This is a genomic window from Ensifer sp. B1-9, assembly GCF_050474445.1.
GTDB lineage: Bacteria > Pseudomonadota > Alphaproteobacteria > Rhizobiales > Rhizobiaceae > Ensifer.
In genome coordinates this window covers 41,211-56,888 of record NZ_JBCHVG010000030.1, presented here as the reverse complement: position 1 = coordinate 56,888, position 15,678 = coordinate 41,211, and the positions used below count along the sequence as shown (strand labels likewise).

The following is a 15,678-nucleotide window of genomic DNA, read 5'->3' as shown; positions in this document are numbered from 1 at the left end:
GACTATGTTGTATCGCTCGACGGACCGCCTCTGTCGTCGTGGCGCTCCCATGAAGAACCTGGCCCATAGCGCATCCTTTGATTCGGAAGATAAGGATGCCCCATCAAAGCCTGGGATCAAACATCTAGCTCTTGTCCATGGCGGACAACAAAGTCGCTCGCATCTCGTTGGCAACCTCTCTCAAAACCGACGTGAATTTTTCCGCGGCCGCTGAACCCGACTTGCGAGCCGGACGCCACACCGCAAGCGTATAAGGCACGGCGACACTGAACCTTCTCAGAACCACTCCGCCCTTGCCCAGATAGCTTGCAGCGGTCAGCGGATTGATAATCGACACGCCCACCCCGGCTGAAACCATCGAGCATACGCTGCCAGCCGTCGTCGTTTCGACTGCATAGCTGCGCGAGACGCCTGCCGCAAAGAAGATATCGTCCAGCTTTCGTCGGTACGGATCGTCTTGAGAGAAGTAAACAAACGGCACATCATTGAAATCTTCCGGCGCGAGCAGCCTCTTTGCCGAGAGGCGATGCCCGAATGGCAGAACACAAACGAGTTCACCCACGTCAATCCGCTGTGAGATCACCCCCTGATACTCGAACCGCCCCTCGGTGACTCCGAGGTCAAACACGGTCGTCGCCATTTCGTGCTGCAGCGACAATTCCTCCAGGGAATGCAGTGAAAGATGAACGGCTGGACGTTGTTTCAACAACCTTTGTGCCACTCGGGGGATAATGGCTTCGGCATAGGCGGGGATGGTCGCGACCCGACAGTTTGCCGCGTTGTGGGTCCGTATCGCCGAAGCAGCGCGACTGATTTCCTCCATACCCACAAAGGCACGGCGCACGACCTCGTGCAGCAGAAGCGCTTGGTTGGTCGGCGTGAGTCGTTTGCCAAAGCGAAGGAAGAGCTCGAAGCCGATCCGCTGCTCCATATCACGCAACTCGCGGCTGATCGTGGGCTGCGATGTCCCCAGTGACGCCGCCGCCGCGATCATTGTCTTGTTGATCATGATCGCGTTGAAAATCTCCAATTGCCTTTGATTGAGCCGCACGGTTCAGCCTCACGGGTATTTATAGTTGAATAGGTTAGCCGTGAACACGGCTGTAAATGGCGCCGGAGCGTTATATCAGAACCGAATAAGAAAGCCGTATCAATTATTTCCCTCCCGCATCATGCTCTGAAATCATGGTGTGACGCGGGACCTATAATTGTGATGGATAGATGATTAATCGTAGGGAAACGATGAGAAATGAACGCGATAATGACCGAAAGTGGCTCTCCTACCGCAGCCGCAACCTATATATCGAGGATGTCTGTCTGAGCGCGGTCGCACATGCGGTGTCGACGCCCTTTTATTGCTATTCCGCGGATGCCATCCGCTCCACCTACACGCACCTTGCAACCGCCGTCCACCCCATCGGGGCTTCCATTTGCTTTGCGGTCAAGGCGAACAGCAACATCTCGGTGCTACGTCTGCTGTCCGACCTCGGTTGCGGCATGGACATTGTCTCCGGCGGCGAGCTGGAGCGCGCGCTGGCCGCAGGGGTGCCGGCATCGAAGATCATCTTTTCCGGTGTCGGCAAGACCCGTGCAGAAATCGCCCGTGCGATCGAGGTGGGTATCCATCAGATTAACGTGGAGTCGTCTGCCGAAATCACGACCGTCGCCGAGGTGGCACGTTCCCTCGGCAAGCGCGCACCCGTCGCGATCCGCGTCAATCCCGATATCGATGCCAAGACTCACGCAAAGATCACGACAGCCACGAAAGAGAGCAAGTTCGGCATCGCGATCGGTGATGTGGCGAACATCTACGCCGAAGCTGCTGCACGGCCCGAGCTGGAACTGGTTGGCGTCGCGGTTCACATCGGATCACAGATCCAGGATATGACACCGTTTCGCAAAGCCTTTGCGGCGATGGCTGACCTTGTAACGTCGATGCGCGACCAAGGCCTGGCTGTCCCGCGCCTCGATCTCGGCGGCGGCATCGGCATCGCTGACGATGGAAAAGTTGGTCCGGACATCGCCGAGTATGCCGCGATCATCCATGAGACCGTCGGCAATCTCGGCTGCAAGGTGACTGTCGAGCCGGGCCGCTGGCTGGTGGGACGGGCGGGTTTGCTCGTCACTGAGCTGCTTTATCTGAAAAACATGGCGAACGGCCCCATGGGGATTCTGGATGCCGGGATGAACGATCTGATGCGCCCGGCACTTTACGACGCACACCACCCCATCCTCCCGCTTCGCGCGCCGCAAGCAGGTGAACAAGCCCCCGCCTACAGCCTCGTCGGCCCGATCTGCGAAAGCACCGACAAGTTCGGATCCTATGAAGGGCTCGGCACACTCAACGCGGGCGATCTGCTCGCCTTTGACTGTGCCGGAGCCTATGGCGCTTCGATGGCATCGACGTACAACTCCCGCGATCTCGTTGCGGAGGTCCTTGTCGAAGGAAATCGCTTCAGAACGGTCCGCCATAGGCAGGATATCGGCGAGATGCTGAAGCTTGAGCAAGCGGGGGCATGGCAGGTTGCTAGCCCATCGGAGGGCGCGCACGAGCCGATGATGGCCCGCGGTACAGGCTGAACCGGACACTGGTCCGACAATGAGACCGCCGGGAAAGGACGCCGCGATTGTCGTGGCCGCCGACCCGGATGGGGAACTAAAAAGAAGGGAACGAAAATGCTCAATAGGGTCAAATTTCTGATGGCAACGGGGCTTGTGACGCTTGCCCTGACCACCAGCGGCCTTGCGGCCGACCACGTACTTCGGATCGCCTACCAGGAGGATCCGAAGACTGTCGACGTTCAGATGACGCAGGATTTCTATACGCTGCCTCTCAACGTCTACGATCGCCTCGTGGAAGCAGAGACAAGCGGCCCCGGTCAGACACAGCTGGTGCCCGGCCTCGCCGAGCGTTGGGAAGTCTCCGAAGACGGCAAGACGTACACATTCCATCTTCGCCAGGGCGTGCTCTTCCACAATGGTGAGGAACTGACGGCAGACGACGTGGTCTACACCTTCGGGCGCATGCTTGATCCCAAGACCAAGGCCCTCAGCACCGACATCCTCAACTTCGTGGATGGCGCCGCGGAGCGCTTGGAAGGGACCGCTACTTCGGTTCCCGGATTGCAGGCGGTGGATAAGTACACTGTCAAGATCGTCCTGAAGGAACCCTATGCAGCCTTTATCGCGCTGCTCGCCAGCCCGGGCGCCTCGATCTACAACCGGAAATTCACAGAGCCGCTCGGCGATCAATATGGACTGACGCCTGAGACGACCAACGGCACCGGCCCCTTCATCCTGAAGGAATACAACCTCAACGACAACCAGATCCTCGAAGCCAACGAAAAGTATTTCAAGGGCCGTCCGAAGCTCGACGAGATCATCATCCGCGTCGTTGCGGATCCAGAAACGCTGCGCCTCCTGTTTGAATCGGGCGAGCTGGATGTTTTCGACATCGATTATGCGCCAACGCAGCTCCCCTACTTTATCGGGAGCGATCAGTGGAAAGACCAGGTTCGGTCGGGCCCTCGCGTCGGCATGTACTACTACCATATCAACCAGGCACTGAAGCCCTTCGACGACGTTCGCGTCCGCAAGGCGTTCCAGATGGCGATCAATCGCGATGAAATTCTCCAGAAGAATTTCTACGGCAAGGGTGCGATCGAGAACGGCGTCATCCCGCGCGGCATCAGCTGCTACACCGCTGCCACACCGATCGAATACAACCCGGCAAAAGCCAAGCAGCTTCTGGCAGAGGCGGGCTATCCCAATGGTGTGGACATCAACCTCACGCAGGTCAGCAGCTGGTCCTCGAAGTGGTCCGACATGAACCAGATCATTCAGGCCCAGATCAAGGAGGCCGGGTTCAACGCGCAGATCAAGACGATGGACGAGTCGGCCTACTTCGCCAGCCGCAAGGCTGGCACGGTCGACAACTACACGCAGAACTGGTCCGCTGACTTCAACGATCCGGACAACTTCTTCTACACGTTCTTCAGCAAGAGCGGCACGGCAGTTCGCGGTTACAACAACAACGACGAGGAGGTCTTCGTAGCACTCGACAAGGCCCGCTCGATGACCAATGCCGAGGAGCGCTGCGCGCTCTATCAGAAGATGACCGACAAGATCGTGCAGGAAGATGCCGCCTGGGTGCCGATGTTCAGCCTCGACCACGCCTATGTGGTTCAGCCGCGGGTGAAGAACTTCGTGGTGCCGTGGAACGGTTGGAGCGATATGAGCTACTACAAGATGGAAGTCGAATAAGACGTTTCTGCTGGCGGGGGCGTTGGTAACCCAACGCCCGCACACTCGTTTCCCCTTCTTGTAGGACCAACCTCCCTGCGCCTGCGGTGCCGCGAGGCTGAGTGAAAGATTTCTTTCGATGCTGACCTTCGTGATAAAGCGTATCGCGATCTCGATCCCTGTTCTGATCGGCATCACGGCGCTGCTTTTCATCATGCTCAACGTGATTCCCGGCGACCCCATCGCGCTCTTGATGAAGGAGCATGCGAGCGCAGACGTTATCGCGCGCGTTCGGGCCCAGATGCACCTCGATGATCCGCTCCTCACGCGGTACTTCCGGTTCCTCTTTGCTGCCCTCCAGGGCGATCTCGGTGTTTCGATCAAGCTCAATCGAGACGTGACGACGCTGATCCTGAACGCCTTCCCCAACACCCTTATCCTCACCATCTGCGCGGCGCTCGTTTCGTGGGTGATCGGTATCCCCGTGGGTGTATTGTCGGCGGTGCGGCGCGACTCCCTGGTCGACCATCTCTTCATGGGCTTTTCGCTGGTTGGCGTGTCGATGCCGATCTTCTGGTCGGCTCTGCTGATGCAGTACGTCTTCGCCCTGAAGCTGAAGTGGCTGCCTGTATCAGGGTTCTACGGCTACCAGTACGTGATCATGCCGGCCATCGTTCTTGGTTGGAGCTCCGCCGGTGTGATCGCCCGTCTCACCCGCTCCAGCCTTCTTGAAGTGATGCGCCATGACTACATTCGCACAGCGCGTGCCAAAGGCCTGCGTGAACTGCTTGTCATCCGCCGGCATGCGCTCAAGAACGCTCTCATCCCGGTTGTCACCATCATGGCGATCCAAGTCGCAGGGCTTCTTTCCGGCGCCGTTATTACAGAGGCGATCTTCGGCATTCCAGGAGTGGGCCGCATCTCCGTCAGTGCCATTCAGGCGCGCGACATGCCTCTTTTGCAGGGCTCCGTGCTTTTCGCCACCGCGCTCGTCATCCTGGGCAATCTCGTCGCAGATATTCTCTATTCCTTCCTCGACCCCCGCATTCGCAATGAAATGAAGGGAGGCTCGAAATGACAGAGATCACAGAGGGCAACGTGGACGTCATCGACGATGCCGGCAACGACAGCTTCCTGCGCGACGGCATCAGGGTTTTTGCGAAGAACCGCATGGCGATGGTCGGACTGACCCTGGTCGGCCTTCTGGTCTTCGTGGCGCTTTTTATTCCGTTCATAAGCCCCCACGATCCCTATCGCGTGGCCATGGACGAACAATTCTTGCCGCCCTCCGCCACGTTTTGGCTGGGAACAGACAACTTTGGCCGGGATCTGTTGACCCGTATTCTCTACGGGGCACGGATTTCGCTGATCGTTGGCATCGTTCCGAGCTTCATCTCTTTGATGATCGGAGCTGTTTTGGGCATCATCAGCGGCTACTTCGGCGGTCGGATCGACTTCATCATCATGAGGCTCGCCGATATGATGATTGCTTTCCCCTCGCTGTTGCTCGCGATGGTGGTGATGTACACGCTCGGGGCGAACCTCTTCAACATTTTCATCGCCTTGAGCCTCGTCGGTTGGGCCGGTGTCGCCCGCGTCGTGCGTGCCCAGACACTTGCCGTCAAGGAGAAGGAGTTCATCGAGGCAGCACGCGCCAATGGCACGAGGAAGGGGAAGATCATGAGGGGTCACATCTTCCCCAATGTCGTCCCGACCCTGATCGTGCTGTTTTCGCTCAGCATCCCCGAGGCGATCATGTGGGAATCGAGCCTCAGTTTTCTCGGGGTGGGCGTCCAGCCGCCGGAGGCGAGTTGGGGACTTCTGGTGGCCAAGGGTAAGGAGTACATCTTCTCGGCTCCGCTTGTTGCCATCATGCCGGGGGTGGCGATCCTGATAACGGTGCTGGCATTCAATTTTGTTGGCGACGGTCTGCGGGACGCGCTCGATCCCTACATGAAAGATTGATGAGCGCGATGATGACAGATCAGGCTAACTTGCTGAGCGTGCGTAACCTTCGCACGGAATTCAAAACACAGAACGGACCTGTCCGGGTCGTCGACGGCGTTTCGTTCGACGTCGGGCGTGGCAAAATCGTCGGCCTCGTCGGCGAGTCCGGTTCCGGAAAAAGCATGACGGCGCTGTCGCTGATGGGGCTCGTGCCCACTCCGCCGGGAACGGTGAACGCCGACAGCATCATGCTCAACGGAACCGACTTGGCGCGACTGAACAGGGACGAGTTACGCCGCTGGCGCGGCCGGGAAATCGCGATGGTGTTTCAGGAGCCCATGACATCGCTGAACCCGGTCAAGACCATGGTCCAGCAGGTTGGCGAGCCGCTCGCCATCCACACCAATCTTGGCAAGCGCGCCATCCGCGAGAAGGTTCTGCGCATGTTCGAGACTGTCGGCATTCCGGAGCCTGCTGCACGGCTGGACGTCTATCCGCATCAGCTGTCGGGTGGTCTCAGGCAGCGGGCGATGATCGCCATGGGTCTTATCTGCGAACCGCAGCTCTTGATTGCTGACGAACCGACGACGGCGCTCGACGTGACGACCCAGGCACAGATCCTGCGGCTGATGATGGCGCTTCGCGACAGGGTCGGTACAGCGATCGTCATGATCACGCATGACCTCGGGATCATTGCCGAGATGTGCGACGAGGTGAACGTGATGTATGCCGGTCAGATTGTCGAGCGCGCCAACGTTTTCGACCTCTTCGATCGGCCTTCACATCCCTATACCAGAGGTCTGCTTGCCTCGATCCCGATGGCAACGGAAAAGCGCACGGCCACGCGCATGAACAGCATTCCGGGTGTGGTGCCCAATCTCGCGAAGCTTCCCACGGGCTGTCGATTCCATCCGCGCTGCGCTGACGCGATGCCGATCTGCAAGCTGAAGTCGCCTGAACTGACCGATCTGGGCAACGGGCATCAGGCCCGCTGCTGGCTGCACGACAAACAAGGAGGAAAAGCGTGAGCGAAGTCCTCATTTCAGCCGAGGGGTTGAGCAAGCACTACCACATCGGCTCTGGTTTCTTCCGCCCGGAGCGGGTGGTCCGTGCGGTGGACGGCGTCGATCTCGAAATTCGCGAGAGGGAGACCTTCGCACTGGTGGGCGAGTCGGGCTGTGGCAAGACAACGCTCGGCCGCGTGATGCTGCGTCTGATCGAGCGGAGCGCCGGCACTGTGCGGTATCGCGGCCAGGACCTGCACACGCTGGACGAAGCTGCGATGCGGGCGATGCGCAAGAAGCTGCAGATCGTCTTTCAGGATCCCTACGCTTCGCTTAACCCCCGCATGCGGATCAAGGACATACTGGCGGAACCACTGCGCGCGCACGGTTTCGGGACCGAGACCGAGATCGAGAAACGCTGCGGCGAACTGCTCGACATGGTCGGACTGCGCCGGCAGCTCCTGCGCCGCTACCCCCACCAGTTCAGCGGCGGGCAACGACAGCGCATCGGCATTGCACGCGCACTTGCCAACAGCCCGGAGTTCGTTGTCTGCGACGAGGCCGTCTCCGCACTCGACGTCTCGATCCAAGCGCAGGTGCTCAACCTCTTGCGTGACCTGCAGGAACAGCTGAAACTCACCTATCTGTTTATCACGCACGACCTCAGCGTCGTGCGCCAGTTTGCCGATCGCGTGGGAGTGATGTTCCTTGGGCGGATGGTGGAGGTCGGAACGACGGAAGAGATTTTCTCCAATCCTCGCCATCCATACACGATGTTTCTGATCTCGGCGGTCCCACGCCCTGATCCGCATCAGAGAAGCCGCGAAAGGCCGATGCTGGTCGGCGACATTCCAAGTCCGATGAACCTGCCGTCAGGATGTCGTTTTCATACGCGCTGCCCCTATGCCCAGGCGATCTGCAGAAGCGAGGAGCCGGCGTTGTCACACCGTGGTGGCCGGGTCGTCGCATGTCATTTTCCCTTGGATCGGTGATCGGGGTGTTTCACGTCAAGGAAGGAGTTCAGGCTTGGATTTGATCGTATCTCGAAACGGGGATGGCTGGCAGGCCGCCTATGGAGACAAGCACTGGCGCTGCGCTATTGGCCGCGGCGGTCTGCGCGCTGCAAGCGAAAAGGTCGAGGGAGACGGTGCGAGCCCGATCGGGCGTTGGCCAATCCGCCAAGTCTTGTACCGTGCTGACCGGATCGCCAAACCGGAATCGCCGTTTCGCACAGGTGCCATTGATCGCTTGGACGGCTGGTGTGACGCCCCCTCGCATCCGGACTACAATCGCCAGGTAAAGCTGCCCTTTGCCGCAAGTCACGAAGAGCTCTGGATGGATGACGATCTCTACGACATCGTCGTCGTTCTGGGCCACAACGATGACCCACCGGTCGCAGGCGCGGGTAGTGCCGTCTTTCTGCACATAGCCCGTCCGGATTACACGCCTACGGCGGGATGCGCGGCGCTTTCGCGGGATAATCTGCTGACGTTCCTGACGCTGGCTGGGCCTTCAACCCACCTCGTATTCTCTGACGCGGCCTGATGACAGGCGCCGTCGCCGTCGAGCCGTGGCTCCAAGCGGCGGCCCGGCGGTCTTTCTCTCGTTCCTGACCATGCGCTCGGCATGGTGTTCCCAACACAGATCTCTTCATCATGACAGCCATTGATGCCGCCGCGCTCGATCGAATGCTCAATCTCCTGCCGCGCCGATACAAAGGGCCGGGCGGTGTCGCCGGGGTGGTCAAGGATGGGCAGGTGATAGCCCGCCATGCCTGGGGATTTGCCGACATGTACCGGCGGCTGCCGATGACGGCGGCTACGCGCTTGCCGATCTGCTCGCTCTCCAAGCAATTCACCTGTGCGCTGCTGTTGGACCAGTTCGAGGATCCGGCCGCCCTCGACCTCCATGTGAGGGACTTTATTCCCGACTACCGCGATACGCTGCCAACAGTGGAGCAGCTCTGCCATAACCAGTCAGGCTTGCGCGACTATTGGGCGTTGACGGTCCTTCAAGGCGCCGAGCCGGAGGCGGAGTTTACCCGCGAAATGGCGCTTCCGCTCATTGCCCGATCGAAAACCGGCCACTTCCCGGCGGGTAAACTTTACTCCTACAACAATGCCAACTTTCGAATAATTGGCGAACTCATCGAGCGGGGAACGGGCCGTGCGTTCGGTGAGCTTCTGGCCGAGCGCATTTTCGCGCCAGCTGGTATGAAAACCGCGGAACTCGCCGCAGACACCCGTTTTCCGCTCGACGGCGTGGTCGGTTATGAGGGTAACGACGACGTCGGCTTTCTGCCGGCGCAGAACGGTGTCTTTTGGTTCGGCGACTCGGGTATTGCCGCATCGCTCGACGATCTGCTGGCCTGGGAACTGCATATTGACGCGACCCGCAATGACCCCCGCAGTCTCTACAATCGTCTGTCGGTACCGGTCACCTACGCAGACGGATCGCCAGCAAGCTATGGTTACGGGCTGCGCCGTGACACGGTCGGAGGCATCAAGATCACCGGGCATGGCGGGGGCCTGCGGGGTTTCAGCTCCTTCCGGCTCCATGCGGCGGAGGAACGACTTTCCGTAGTGGTCATGTTCAACCATGACACCAGCACTTTCACAGCTGCCACCGCTCTTCTAAACGCCGCTCTCGGTCGCGAAGCTGCCAGCGACGCCGTGCGTCCCGAAAATTGGGATGGCCTTTGGCTCGATGAGGAACAGGGCCTCGTTGTGCGGACCGTCCAGGAAACGACTGGCGTCAAACTGTATTACGCACCGTCGGCGGCGCGGCTCACGGTTTCGGCCGACGGCGTCGCCCGCGGCCACGCGGTCAGCTTGAAAAAGGACGGTGAGCTGCTCGTTATGCAGCGGGAAAGCGAAAACCTCAAGGTTATCGCACGTCCCCTCTCCCCGATCGAATGGGCCGACAGCGCCGATATTGCCGGTCGGTATTGGTCTGAGGAGCTCGATGCGTATGTTGAGATCGAGTCCCGCGCCGGCGCCGTGCACGCCATGTTTCAGGGGATGCTCGGCACGGGTCCGGTGGAACGCATGTACGCGCTGGCCGAGGACATCTGGATCATCACCACAAGACGTGCGATGGATGCCGCCCCTCCTGGCGATTGGACCGTCCAAGTGGAGCGCAACGCCGCCGGAGACGTCGCAGGCCTGACGATTGGCTGCTGGCTCGCTCGCAAAATTAGCTATCGGCGCCAAGCCAGAGACCGACAGGCTTCTGCGGGCCCGTCGCAAGTTTCGGACACCAACGAACCGTTGGCCCCTAGCTAAAATCTTCGGCTCGCGTCTATGGTTCGAACCGGCGGTGGTTCTGCAGGCTATGGTCCAGGAGCGCCAACCTACGCTGTCCGGCCGCGCAAGCTTGCAACGCCGCTCTTTGGCGTCGAAACCTCGTCGGGCGTAGAACGTCAGTTCTAATATGGCGACGTTATCGTCTTCTATAACCTGCCCCGAACCGGTTGGCGAGGCGCAATCTTTCTGCCCGCGCCTACGTTTGGCTCAAAAGTCGATCACGGCCGGCGCCACTAAGGCCGCGATGAGAGCCACGTGCATCGGACGTCACGTTCGTTCTAACCCCGCTCTTAGCTAGACCTGTCGAAAAGGGGACAGTCTGCACTGACCCCAGAGCCGACTTTCAATCCCTCGCCTTGAATGGATGTGAACCGACGACATGTCATTGCGTTGCGCGAACACCAGAGGCCGCTATGAGCCTGCGTCAGCCGTTTTGAGCGGCCGTTTCCAGCGGACGGAATGTGCTTCCCAGCGCTGGATGACAAAGTGCTCGACGACTAACATGACCGCGACGAAAGCAAGGGAGTAAACGAGAACATGGGTGGTTTCGAATTGCTGGAAATAGAGGTGGACGCGAAAACCTATGCCATTCGAGCGACCGAGGAATTCGACGACGAGGACGATCTTCCAGATCACTGCAATACCGTTGCGCGCCGCGACCGCAAGCCAAGGGGAGAGTTGCGGCAAAACGAGATGGCGCAACCGGTCGCGGCGGGACAGGCGGGAAACGATTGCGAGATCCTCCAGCGCCGGAACGAAATTTCGGACGCCCTGACGGATGGTGATCATCACCATCGCCGTCTTATTCAGTGTCACGGCCACGATGGCGGCGAGTTCGTTGAGGCCGATCCAGAGATAACAGAGCACTATCAGCACTAACGCCGGCAGGTTCATGAAAATCGTCACCCAAGGATCCGCCCAGCGGTCAAACATCCTGTAACGGCCGAGCAGATAACCGAGCAGGCTGCCCGCCGTCATCGCGAGCACGAAGGCAGTGGTGACGCGCAGCAGTGTCGCCAGCAGTTCTCGCGGTAGGCGTCCGGATGCGATTTCCGCGAAGAACACGCGTGCGACATCGACCGGCCCGGGCAGGACGGAAGGATCGGCCTTCAGACCTGCAAGCGCAGCCCAGAAAAGGGCGAAGAGCCCTAGCGATAAGATAAAGACCGTGCCCGACGGGTGGTCTTCGGCGCGCATATCAGCCATCGAAATCTCCCGATCTCACTATAACCGGCAGCGCCTTCAGCCGATCCGCGACCTTGGTCGTATGGCAGTGTTTTAGCAGGCGCCTAGGAATCGGAGCGGGAGGGCTCCGATCATGAAGAAAGCTCTGGTGCGACGTGGTGCGCTGCTTGGCATTGTCAGCCTCATTTTGTTCGGCCGCAGCTCTTTTGCGGCCCCGCTTGATCGTGAAGCGCTGGCTGGCATGATCTTGCCGCCCTATGCTCTTGGCGAGCCTGTAAACGACAAAGGCGTCTGGACGTTGCTTAATTCAGGCGGAACGGATGCAGGCTATGTCTTCGAAACCGGACCAATCGCGCCGATGCCCGGATTTTCCGGCGCGCCGATCGACATGCTCGTGACGATCGATCGCGACGCCCGCTTTCTTGATGTCCGGTTAATTTCGCACAACGAGCCGATCTTCGTTTCCGGCCTTGGAGAAGCGCCGCTGCGTGCTTTCCTTGAACAATATCGCGGTCATTCGATCCGCGAGTCGCTGGTCGTCGGCACACCCTATGGCGACACCGGCAACGGCTCGGACCTCGTCTATCTCGACGGCGTGACGAAAGCGACGGCCTCCGTGCGGATTGCCCACGAGTCGATCCTCGCCGCGACGCTCGCCGTGGCGCGGGAAAAGATGCAGGGCGTCACGGGCGGCCCGCCGGTCCGCCCCGATGCAGCCATCGACGAGAAGCTCGACTGGGCGGCGCTCATCGCGCGCGGCTATGCCCGGAACCTCAAGATCACAAACGCGAAACTCGACGCAGCTTTCAGCGCGACGACCTGGGCGCATGACGATCCCGAAGCCGCCGGCAATCCCGAAGGCCTTTATCTCGATCTCTGGGCCGTCGATATCGGTCCACCGGCCATTGCGCGGGGCGTGTTGAGCGAAGAGAGTTTCGCAGATCTTCAGCGCCAGCTGCGCCAGTCGCCGGATGACGAGCCGATCCTCGTCATCGATGCGGGCCGTCACGGCTTGGTCTCGACGGATTTCGTGCGCAATACAGCGCCGGACCGGCTTTCGGCGGAGCAAGACGGCCTGCCCGTGGCGCTGCGCGATGCCGACATGCTGGTGGAAACACGGGACGGCGTGCCGCAGGGGACGACCATGCTGCTGCGCGTCGACCGCCGCCTCGGCTTCGATCCGACGCGGGAGTGGACGCTGTCTGCCCAGGCCGTGCGGGCGCATGGCATGCTGAAGCCTGAATTGGGATCCGTGCATTTTCCGCTGGTGCTAAAGGCTGACGAGAGGTTCTTCATTCGTCCCGAGATAACTGCCGCGCTGCCGCCGTGGCGGGAGGCTATGGTCGCCCGCAAATGGGACTTGGCGGTACTCGGGTTGTTATTGGCCGGGCTGCTCGCCGCCGTTGGACCCGGTATGCGCAGGCTGTCAACGCCGACGGTTCTGCGCCCCGCGCGCCTTGGCTTTCTTGCCGGTGTCATCGGTTTCGTTGGCTGGTGGGGCCAGGGTCAGTTGTCGATCGTCACACCGCTGGCCGTGCTCCGCGCGATCAGCGGCGGCGGCAATCTTGCCGTCCTCCTCTACGATCCCTTCTCTCTCATGATCTGGGGGGCAGCCATCGCCGGCTTCGTGCTCTTCGGGCGCGGGTTATTCTGCGGCTGGCTCTGCCCCTTCGGCGCCATGCAGGAATTCGCGCACCACGCTGGCCGCCTTCTGCGGCTGCCGGAATGGAAACCGTCGCCGATCTGGGACGAGCGACTGAAAGCCGGCACCTGGGTCTCGCTCGCTGGCCTGATCGCCGTCGCGGTTCTCGCGCCGGAAAAGGCCGAAACGGCAGCCGAGATCGAGCCCTTCAAGACGGCCGTCACTACGTTCTTTAAGCGTGAATGGTACTATGTCGCCTATGCCGCCTTCTGGCTGCTGGTTGCCATGATCACCTTCAAGGGCTTCTGCCGCTATGTTTGTCCGCTGGGTGCATTGATGGCACTGGGCGGCCTAGTGCGCGTGCGCAAATGGATACCGCGGCGCATGGAGTGCGGTTCGCCTTGCCAGCTCTGTCGCGTGCGCTGCCGCTATGGTGCCATCAAGACAACCGGAGAAATCGCCTATTCCCAATGCTTCCAGTGCCTTGACTGCGTGTCGATCCATGATGATGAGGCACAATGCGTGCCGCTGGTGCTCGCGGCACGGAAGCGAGCACCAGCGTCATTGGGGGCGCGGGCATGAAGCGGCGGCGTTTTCTTTTCATCGCAGCGGCCGTGGCCTTTGCCGGTTCCGCCCGATGCGAGGTGACGTCCTGGCAGGCGGAGATGTTCGGCGGCACGGTTCGCGTCGACCTACGTGGCCCGCATGGCCTTTCAGAAAAGGTGATGCGCAGGATCGTAGAAACGATCGCCGAGGTCGAAGCCTCGGCGAGTCTCTTCAAACCCGGCTCCGCCCTTAGCCGACTGAATGCCATCGGCCATCTCGACGATCCGCCCTCTGCCTTCATCGATCTTCTTGGCCTTGCCGATCGCCTATTCAAGGTGACCGGCGGACGTTTCGACCCGACGGTACAGCCACTCTGGCGGGCGCTTGCCGAAGGGCGCGACAGCACGGAGGCAAGGGAGGCAATTGGCTGGGATAAGGTGCAGATCGAGCCGCCTATCCGGCTCGGCAGGGGTCAGGCCTTGACCTTCAACGGTATCGCGCAGGGATATGCGGCGGATCGCGTGCGCGAGTTGTTGCGAGAGGCGGGCTACGGCCAGGCCCTTGTCGAGATGGGGGAGTTTGCCGCGATCGGCGGACCGTTCAGCGTGGCGGTGGAAGACCCTGATCTTGGTGAGATCGCCGTCCGCCGCCTTGCCGGCAACGCCATCGCCACCTCCAGCCCTTCCGCCATGCGGGTCGGCAACGGTTTCCATATTATCGGCCCGAAGGGCGAACGCCCCTGCTGGTCGACTATCTCAGTGGAGGCCAACAGTGCTGCCTTGGCAGATGGCTTTTCGACCGCCTTCTGCCTGATGTCGCCTGACGACATCCGCGCCGCAATACACCAGACCCCTTCCATCACTCGCGTGACAGCGGTCGATCTTACCGGAGATATCTCGACCTTTTAGCGCTGCGGGGGTGTGAAGGTAAGATCATGCCCTTCGAAGATGCGGGCAATCTCACCATCGGTGATCGCCTTTTCGATCGCCTCGTCGATGGCGTAACCCAAATCCTTGTGTTGGGAATTGACGCCAACACCGAGCGTCCATTTTCCTCGGCCCAAGCCAACGAGCGTCGGGGAATGAACCTTCAACCCGTCGTCCGGATGACGCGATGCTCCCGCCTCCAGTTCGGCACGCGGCCCCATCGCCGCCTTGGTCTCATGCTTCGCCAAGCCATCCATGGCAGCGGCGGTAGACCTGTAACGATGGATCTTGTCGACCGGGCCGATCAGCGACGTCAGGTAGAAATCGGCAATCGAGTCATTCTCGACGGCTACGGGATCAAAGCGGAAGAAGGGGGGCGTCGGCGCCTGGTCTTCGTAATCGGCCACGCGGTAGGCAATTGCAACTTTTTCGGTGGCGTATTGGCCGGTGAAAGTGACCTGCTCGATGCGGCAGACGAGCGCGCTGTCATAAGGCACGTGCAGCATGACATCGCTGACCCGCCCGCCGACGGCTGCACCCTTCCAGACATAATTGAGCAGGTCTGCCTCCAGATTTTCACCGGATGCGACCAGCCGGAATTTCGGCTCGACGCCGAGCGCCTTGGCGATCAGGCGGCCGATCTCGATATCCACGCCGGCCGGTTTGCCCTTTTCCTCATAAGACCACGGTGCATAGTCCTCATAGACGGCGAACTCGATCCAGCCCTCCTCGATGATCCGGTCGAAGTCCCGGCCGACATCCTGCCCGAAGGTGTTCTGCGGCTTAGGCTGGGGCTCGTAGCCTTCGCAACGCGCAAAGGCGCCGCCCGGAAGGGCAACGCTGACGAGAAAGGCCAGAAGGGCGCGGCACATCATGGCGGC

The 15,678-nt window shown here is 60.5% G+C and carries 13 protein-coding genes; 10 read left to right on the top strand and 3 right to left on the bottom strand.

Features of this window, described 5'->3' with window-relative positions:
* Nucleotides 1-124 precede the first annotated feature (124 nt).
* Complete coding sequence (locus ACQ5BM_RS33755) at nt 125-1,051, bottom strand: LysR family transcriptional regulator (RefSeq protein ID WP_429820547.1); 927 nt, start codon at nt 1,049-1,051, stop codon at nt 125-127.
* Nucleotides 1,052-1,242: 191 nt separating this feature from the next.
* On the opposite strand from ACQ5BM_RS33755, the gene lysA reads away from it, so the two are divergent.
* From lysA to ACQ5BM_RS33715, 8 genes are all read left to right on the top strand, one after another.
* Entirely contained in the window at nt 1,243-2,580 is a 1,338-nt protein-coding gene (lysA, locus tag ACQ5BM_RS33750) for a diaminopimelate decarboxylase (protein WP_429820545.1), read from the top strand.
* 96 nt (nt 2,581-2,676) lie between these two features.
* Nucleotides 2,677-4,263 carry an ABC transporter substrate-binding protein gene (locus ACQ5BM_RS33745; RefSeq protein ID WP_429820543.1) on the top strand — a complete coding sequence of 529 codons (1,587 nt, stop codon included), beginning with the start codon at nt 2,677-2,679 and terminating at the stop codon, nt 4,261-4,263.
* Between the two features lie 118 nt (nt 4,264-4,381).
* Entirely contained in the window at nt 4,382-5,320 is a 939-nt protein-coding gene (locus ACQ5BM_RS33740) for an ABC transporter permease (RefSeq protein WP_429820541.1), read from the top strand.
* Complete coding sequence (locus ACQ5BM_RS33735; RefSeq protein WP_429820539.1) at nt 5,317-6,207, top strand: ABC transporter permease; 891 nt, start codon at nt 5,317-5,319, stop codon at nt 6,205-6,207. Before ACQ5BM_RS33740 ends, ACQ5BM_RS33735 begins: the two co-directional genes overlap by 4 nt.
* Before the next feature lie 11 nt (nt 6,208-6,218).
* On the top strand, nt 6,219-7,217 hold the full coding sequence (locus ACQ5BM_RS33730; RefSeq protein WP_429820536.1) for an ABC transporter ATP-binding protein: 999 nt from the start codon (nt 6,219-6,221) through the stop codon (nt 7,215-7,217).
* Nucleotides 7,214-8,185 (top strand): ABC transporter ATP-binding protein, encoded by a 972-nt coding sequence (locus ACQ5BM_RS33725; protein WP_429820534.1) that lies wholly within the window; start codon nt 7,214-7,216, stop codon nt 8,183-8,185. The genes ACQ5BM_RS33730 and ACQ5BM_RS33725 overlap by 4 nt, the downstream gene beginning before the upstream one ends.
* 34 nt (nt 8,186-8,219) lie before the next feature.
* The gene (locus ACQ5BM_RS33720; RefSeq protein WP_429820532.1) at nt 8,220-8,738 is read left to right on the top strand and encodes a L,D-transpeptidase family protein; all 519 of its coding nucleotides are present in this window, start codon (nt 8,220-8,222) and stop codon (nt 8,736-8,738) included.
* A 110-nt stretch (nt 8,739-8,848) separates the two neighbouring features.
* Nucleotides 8,849-10,477 (top strand): D-aminopeptidase, encoded by a 1,629-nt coding sequence (locus ACQ5BM_RS33715; RefSeq protein WP_429820530.1) that lies wholly within the window; start codon nt 8,849-8,851, stop codon nt 10,475-10,477.
* 432 nt (nt 10,478-10,909) lie between these two features.
* Here the strand turns inward: ACQ5BM_RS33715 and ACQ5BM_RS33710 are convergent, their stop codons facing one another.
* The gene (locus ACQ5BM_RS33710) at nt 10,910-11,704 is read right to left on the bottom strand and encodes an ABC transporter permease (protein WP_429820527.1); all 795 of its coding nucleotides are present in this window, start codon (nt 11,702-11,704) and stop codon (nt 10,910-10,912) included.
* Between the two features lie 112 nt (nt 11,705-11,816).
* Here ACQ5BM_RS33710 and ACQ5BM_RS33705 point away from each other — a divergent pair, with 112 nt between their 5' ends.
* Nucleotides 11,817-13,907 (top strand): 4Fe-4S binding protein, encoded by a 2,091-nt coding sequence (locus ACQ5BM_RS33705; protein ID WP_429820525.1) that lies wholly within the window; start codon nt 11,817-11,819, stop codon nt 13,905-13,907.
* Nucleotides 13,904-14,779: an FAD:protein FMN transferase gene (locus ACQ5BM_RS33700; protein WP_429820523.1), complete on the top strand. Its 876-nt coding sequence runs from the start codon at nt 13,904-13,906 to the stop codon at nt 14,777-14,779. The genes ACQ5BM_RS33705 and ACQ5BM_RS33700 overlap by 4 nt, the downstream gene beginning before the upstream one ends.
* Here ACQ5BM_RS33700 and ACQ5BM_RS33695 read toward each other — a convergent pair.
* Nucleotides 14,776-15,672 (bottom strand): substrate-binding periplasmic protein, encoded by an 897-nt coding sequence (locus tag ACQ5BM_RS33695; protein ID WP_429820521.1) that lies wholly within the window; start codon nt 15,670-15,672, stop codon nt 14,776-14,778. The two genes, ACQ5BM_RS33700 and ACQ5BM_RS33695, sit on opposite strands and share 4 nt — an antisense overlap.
* Nucleotides 15,673-15,678: the final 6 nt, after the last annotated feature.

Excerpts from the sequence above, each read along its gene's own strand:
- lysA (WP_429820545.1), top strand. The coding sequence starts at position 1,243 with ATGAGAAATGAACGCGATAATGACCGAAAGTGGCTCTCCTACCGCAGC.
- ACQ5BM_RS33745 (WP_429820543.1), top strand. The coding sequence starts at position 2,677 with ATGCTCAATAGGGTCAAATTTCTGATGGCAACGGGGCTTGTGACGCTT.
- ACQ5BM_RS33740 (WP_429820541.1), top strand. The coding sequence starts at position 4,382 with ATGCTGACCTTCGTGATAAAGCGTATCGCGATCTCGATCCCTGTTCTG.
- ACQ5BM_RS33735 (WP_429820539.1), top strand. The coding sequence starts at position 5,317 with ATGACAGAGATCACAGAGGGCAACGTGGACGTCATCGACGATGCCGGC.
- ACQ5BM_RS33730 (WP_429820536.1), top strand. The coding sequence starts at position 6,219 with ATGACAGATCAGGCTAACTTGCTGAGCGTGCGTAACCTTCGCACGGAA.
- ACQ5BM_RS33715 (WP_429820530.1), top strand. The coding sequence starts at position 8,849 with ATGACAGCCATTGATGCCGCCGCGCTCGATCGAATGCTCAATCTCCTG.
- ACQ5BM_RS33710 (WP_429820527.1), bottom strand. The coding sequence starts at position 11,704 with ATGGCTGATATGCGCGCCGAAGACCACCCGTCGGGCACGGTCTTTATC.
- ACQ5BM_RS33705 (WP_429820525.1), top strand. The coding sequence starts at position 11,817 with ATGAAGAAAGCTCTGGTGCGACGTGGTGCGCTGCTTGGCATTGTCAGC.
- ACQ5BM_RS33700 (WP_429820523.1), top strand. The coding sequence starts at position 13,904 with ATGAAGCGGCGGCGTTTTCTTTTCATCGCAGCGGCCGTGGCCTTTGCC.
- ACQ5BM_RS33695 (WP_429820521.1), bottom strand. The coding sequence starts at position 15,672 with ATGATGTGCCGCGCCCTTCTGGCCTTTCTCGTCAGCGTTGCCCTTCCG.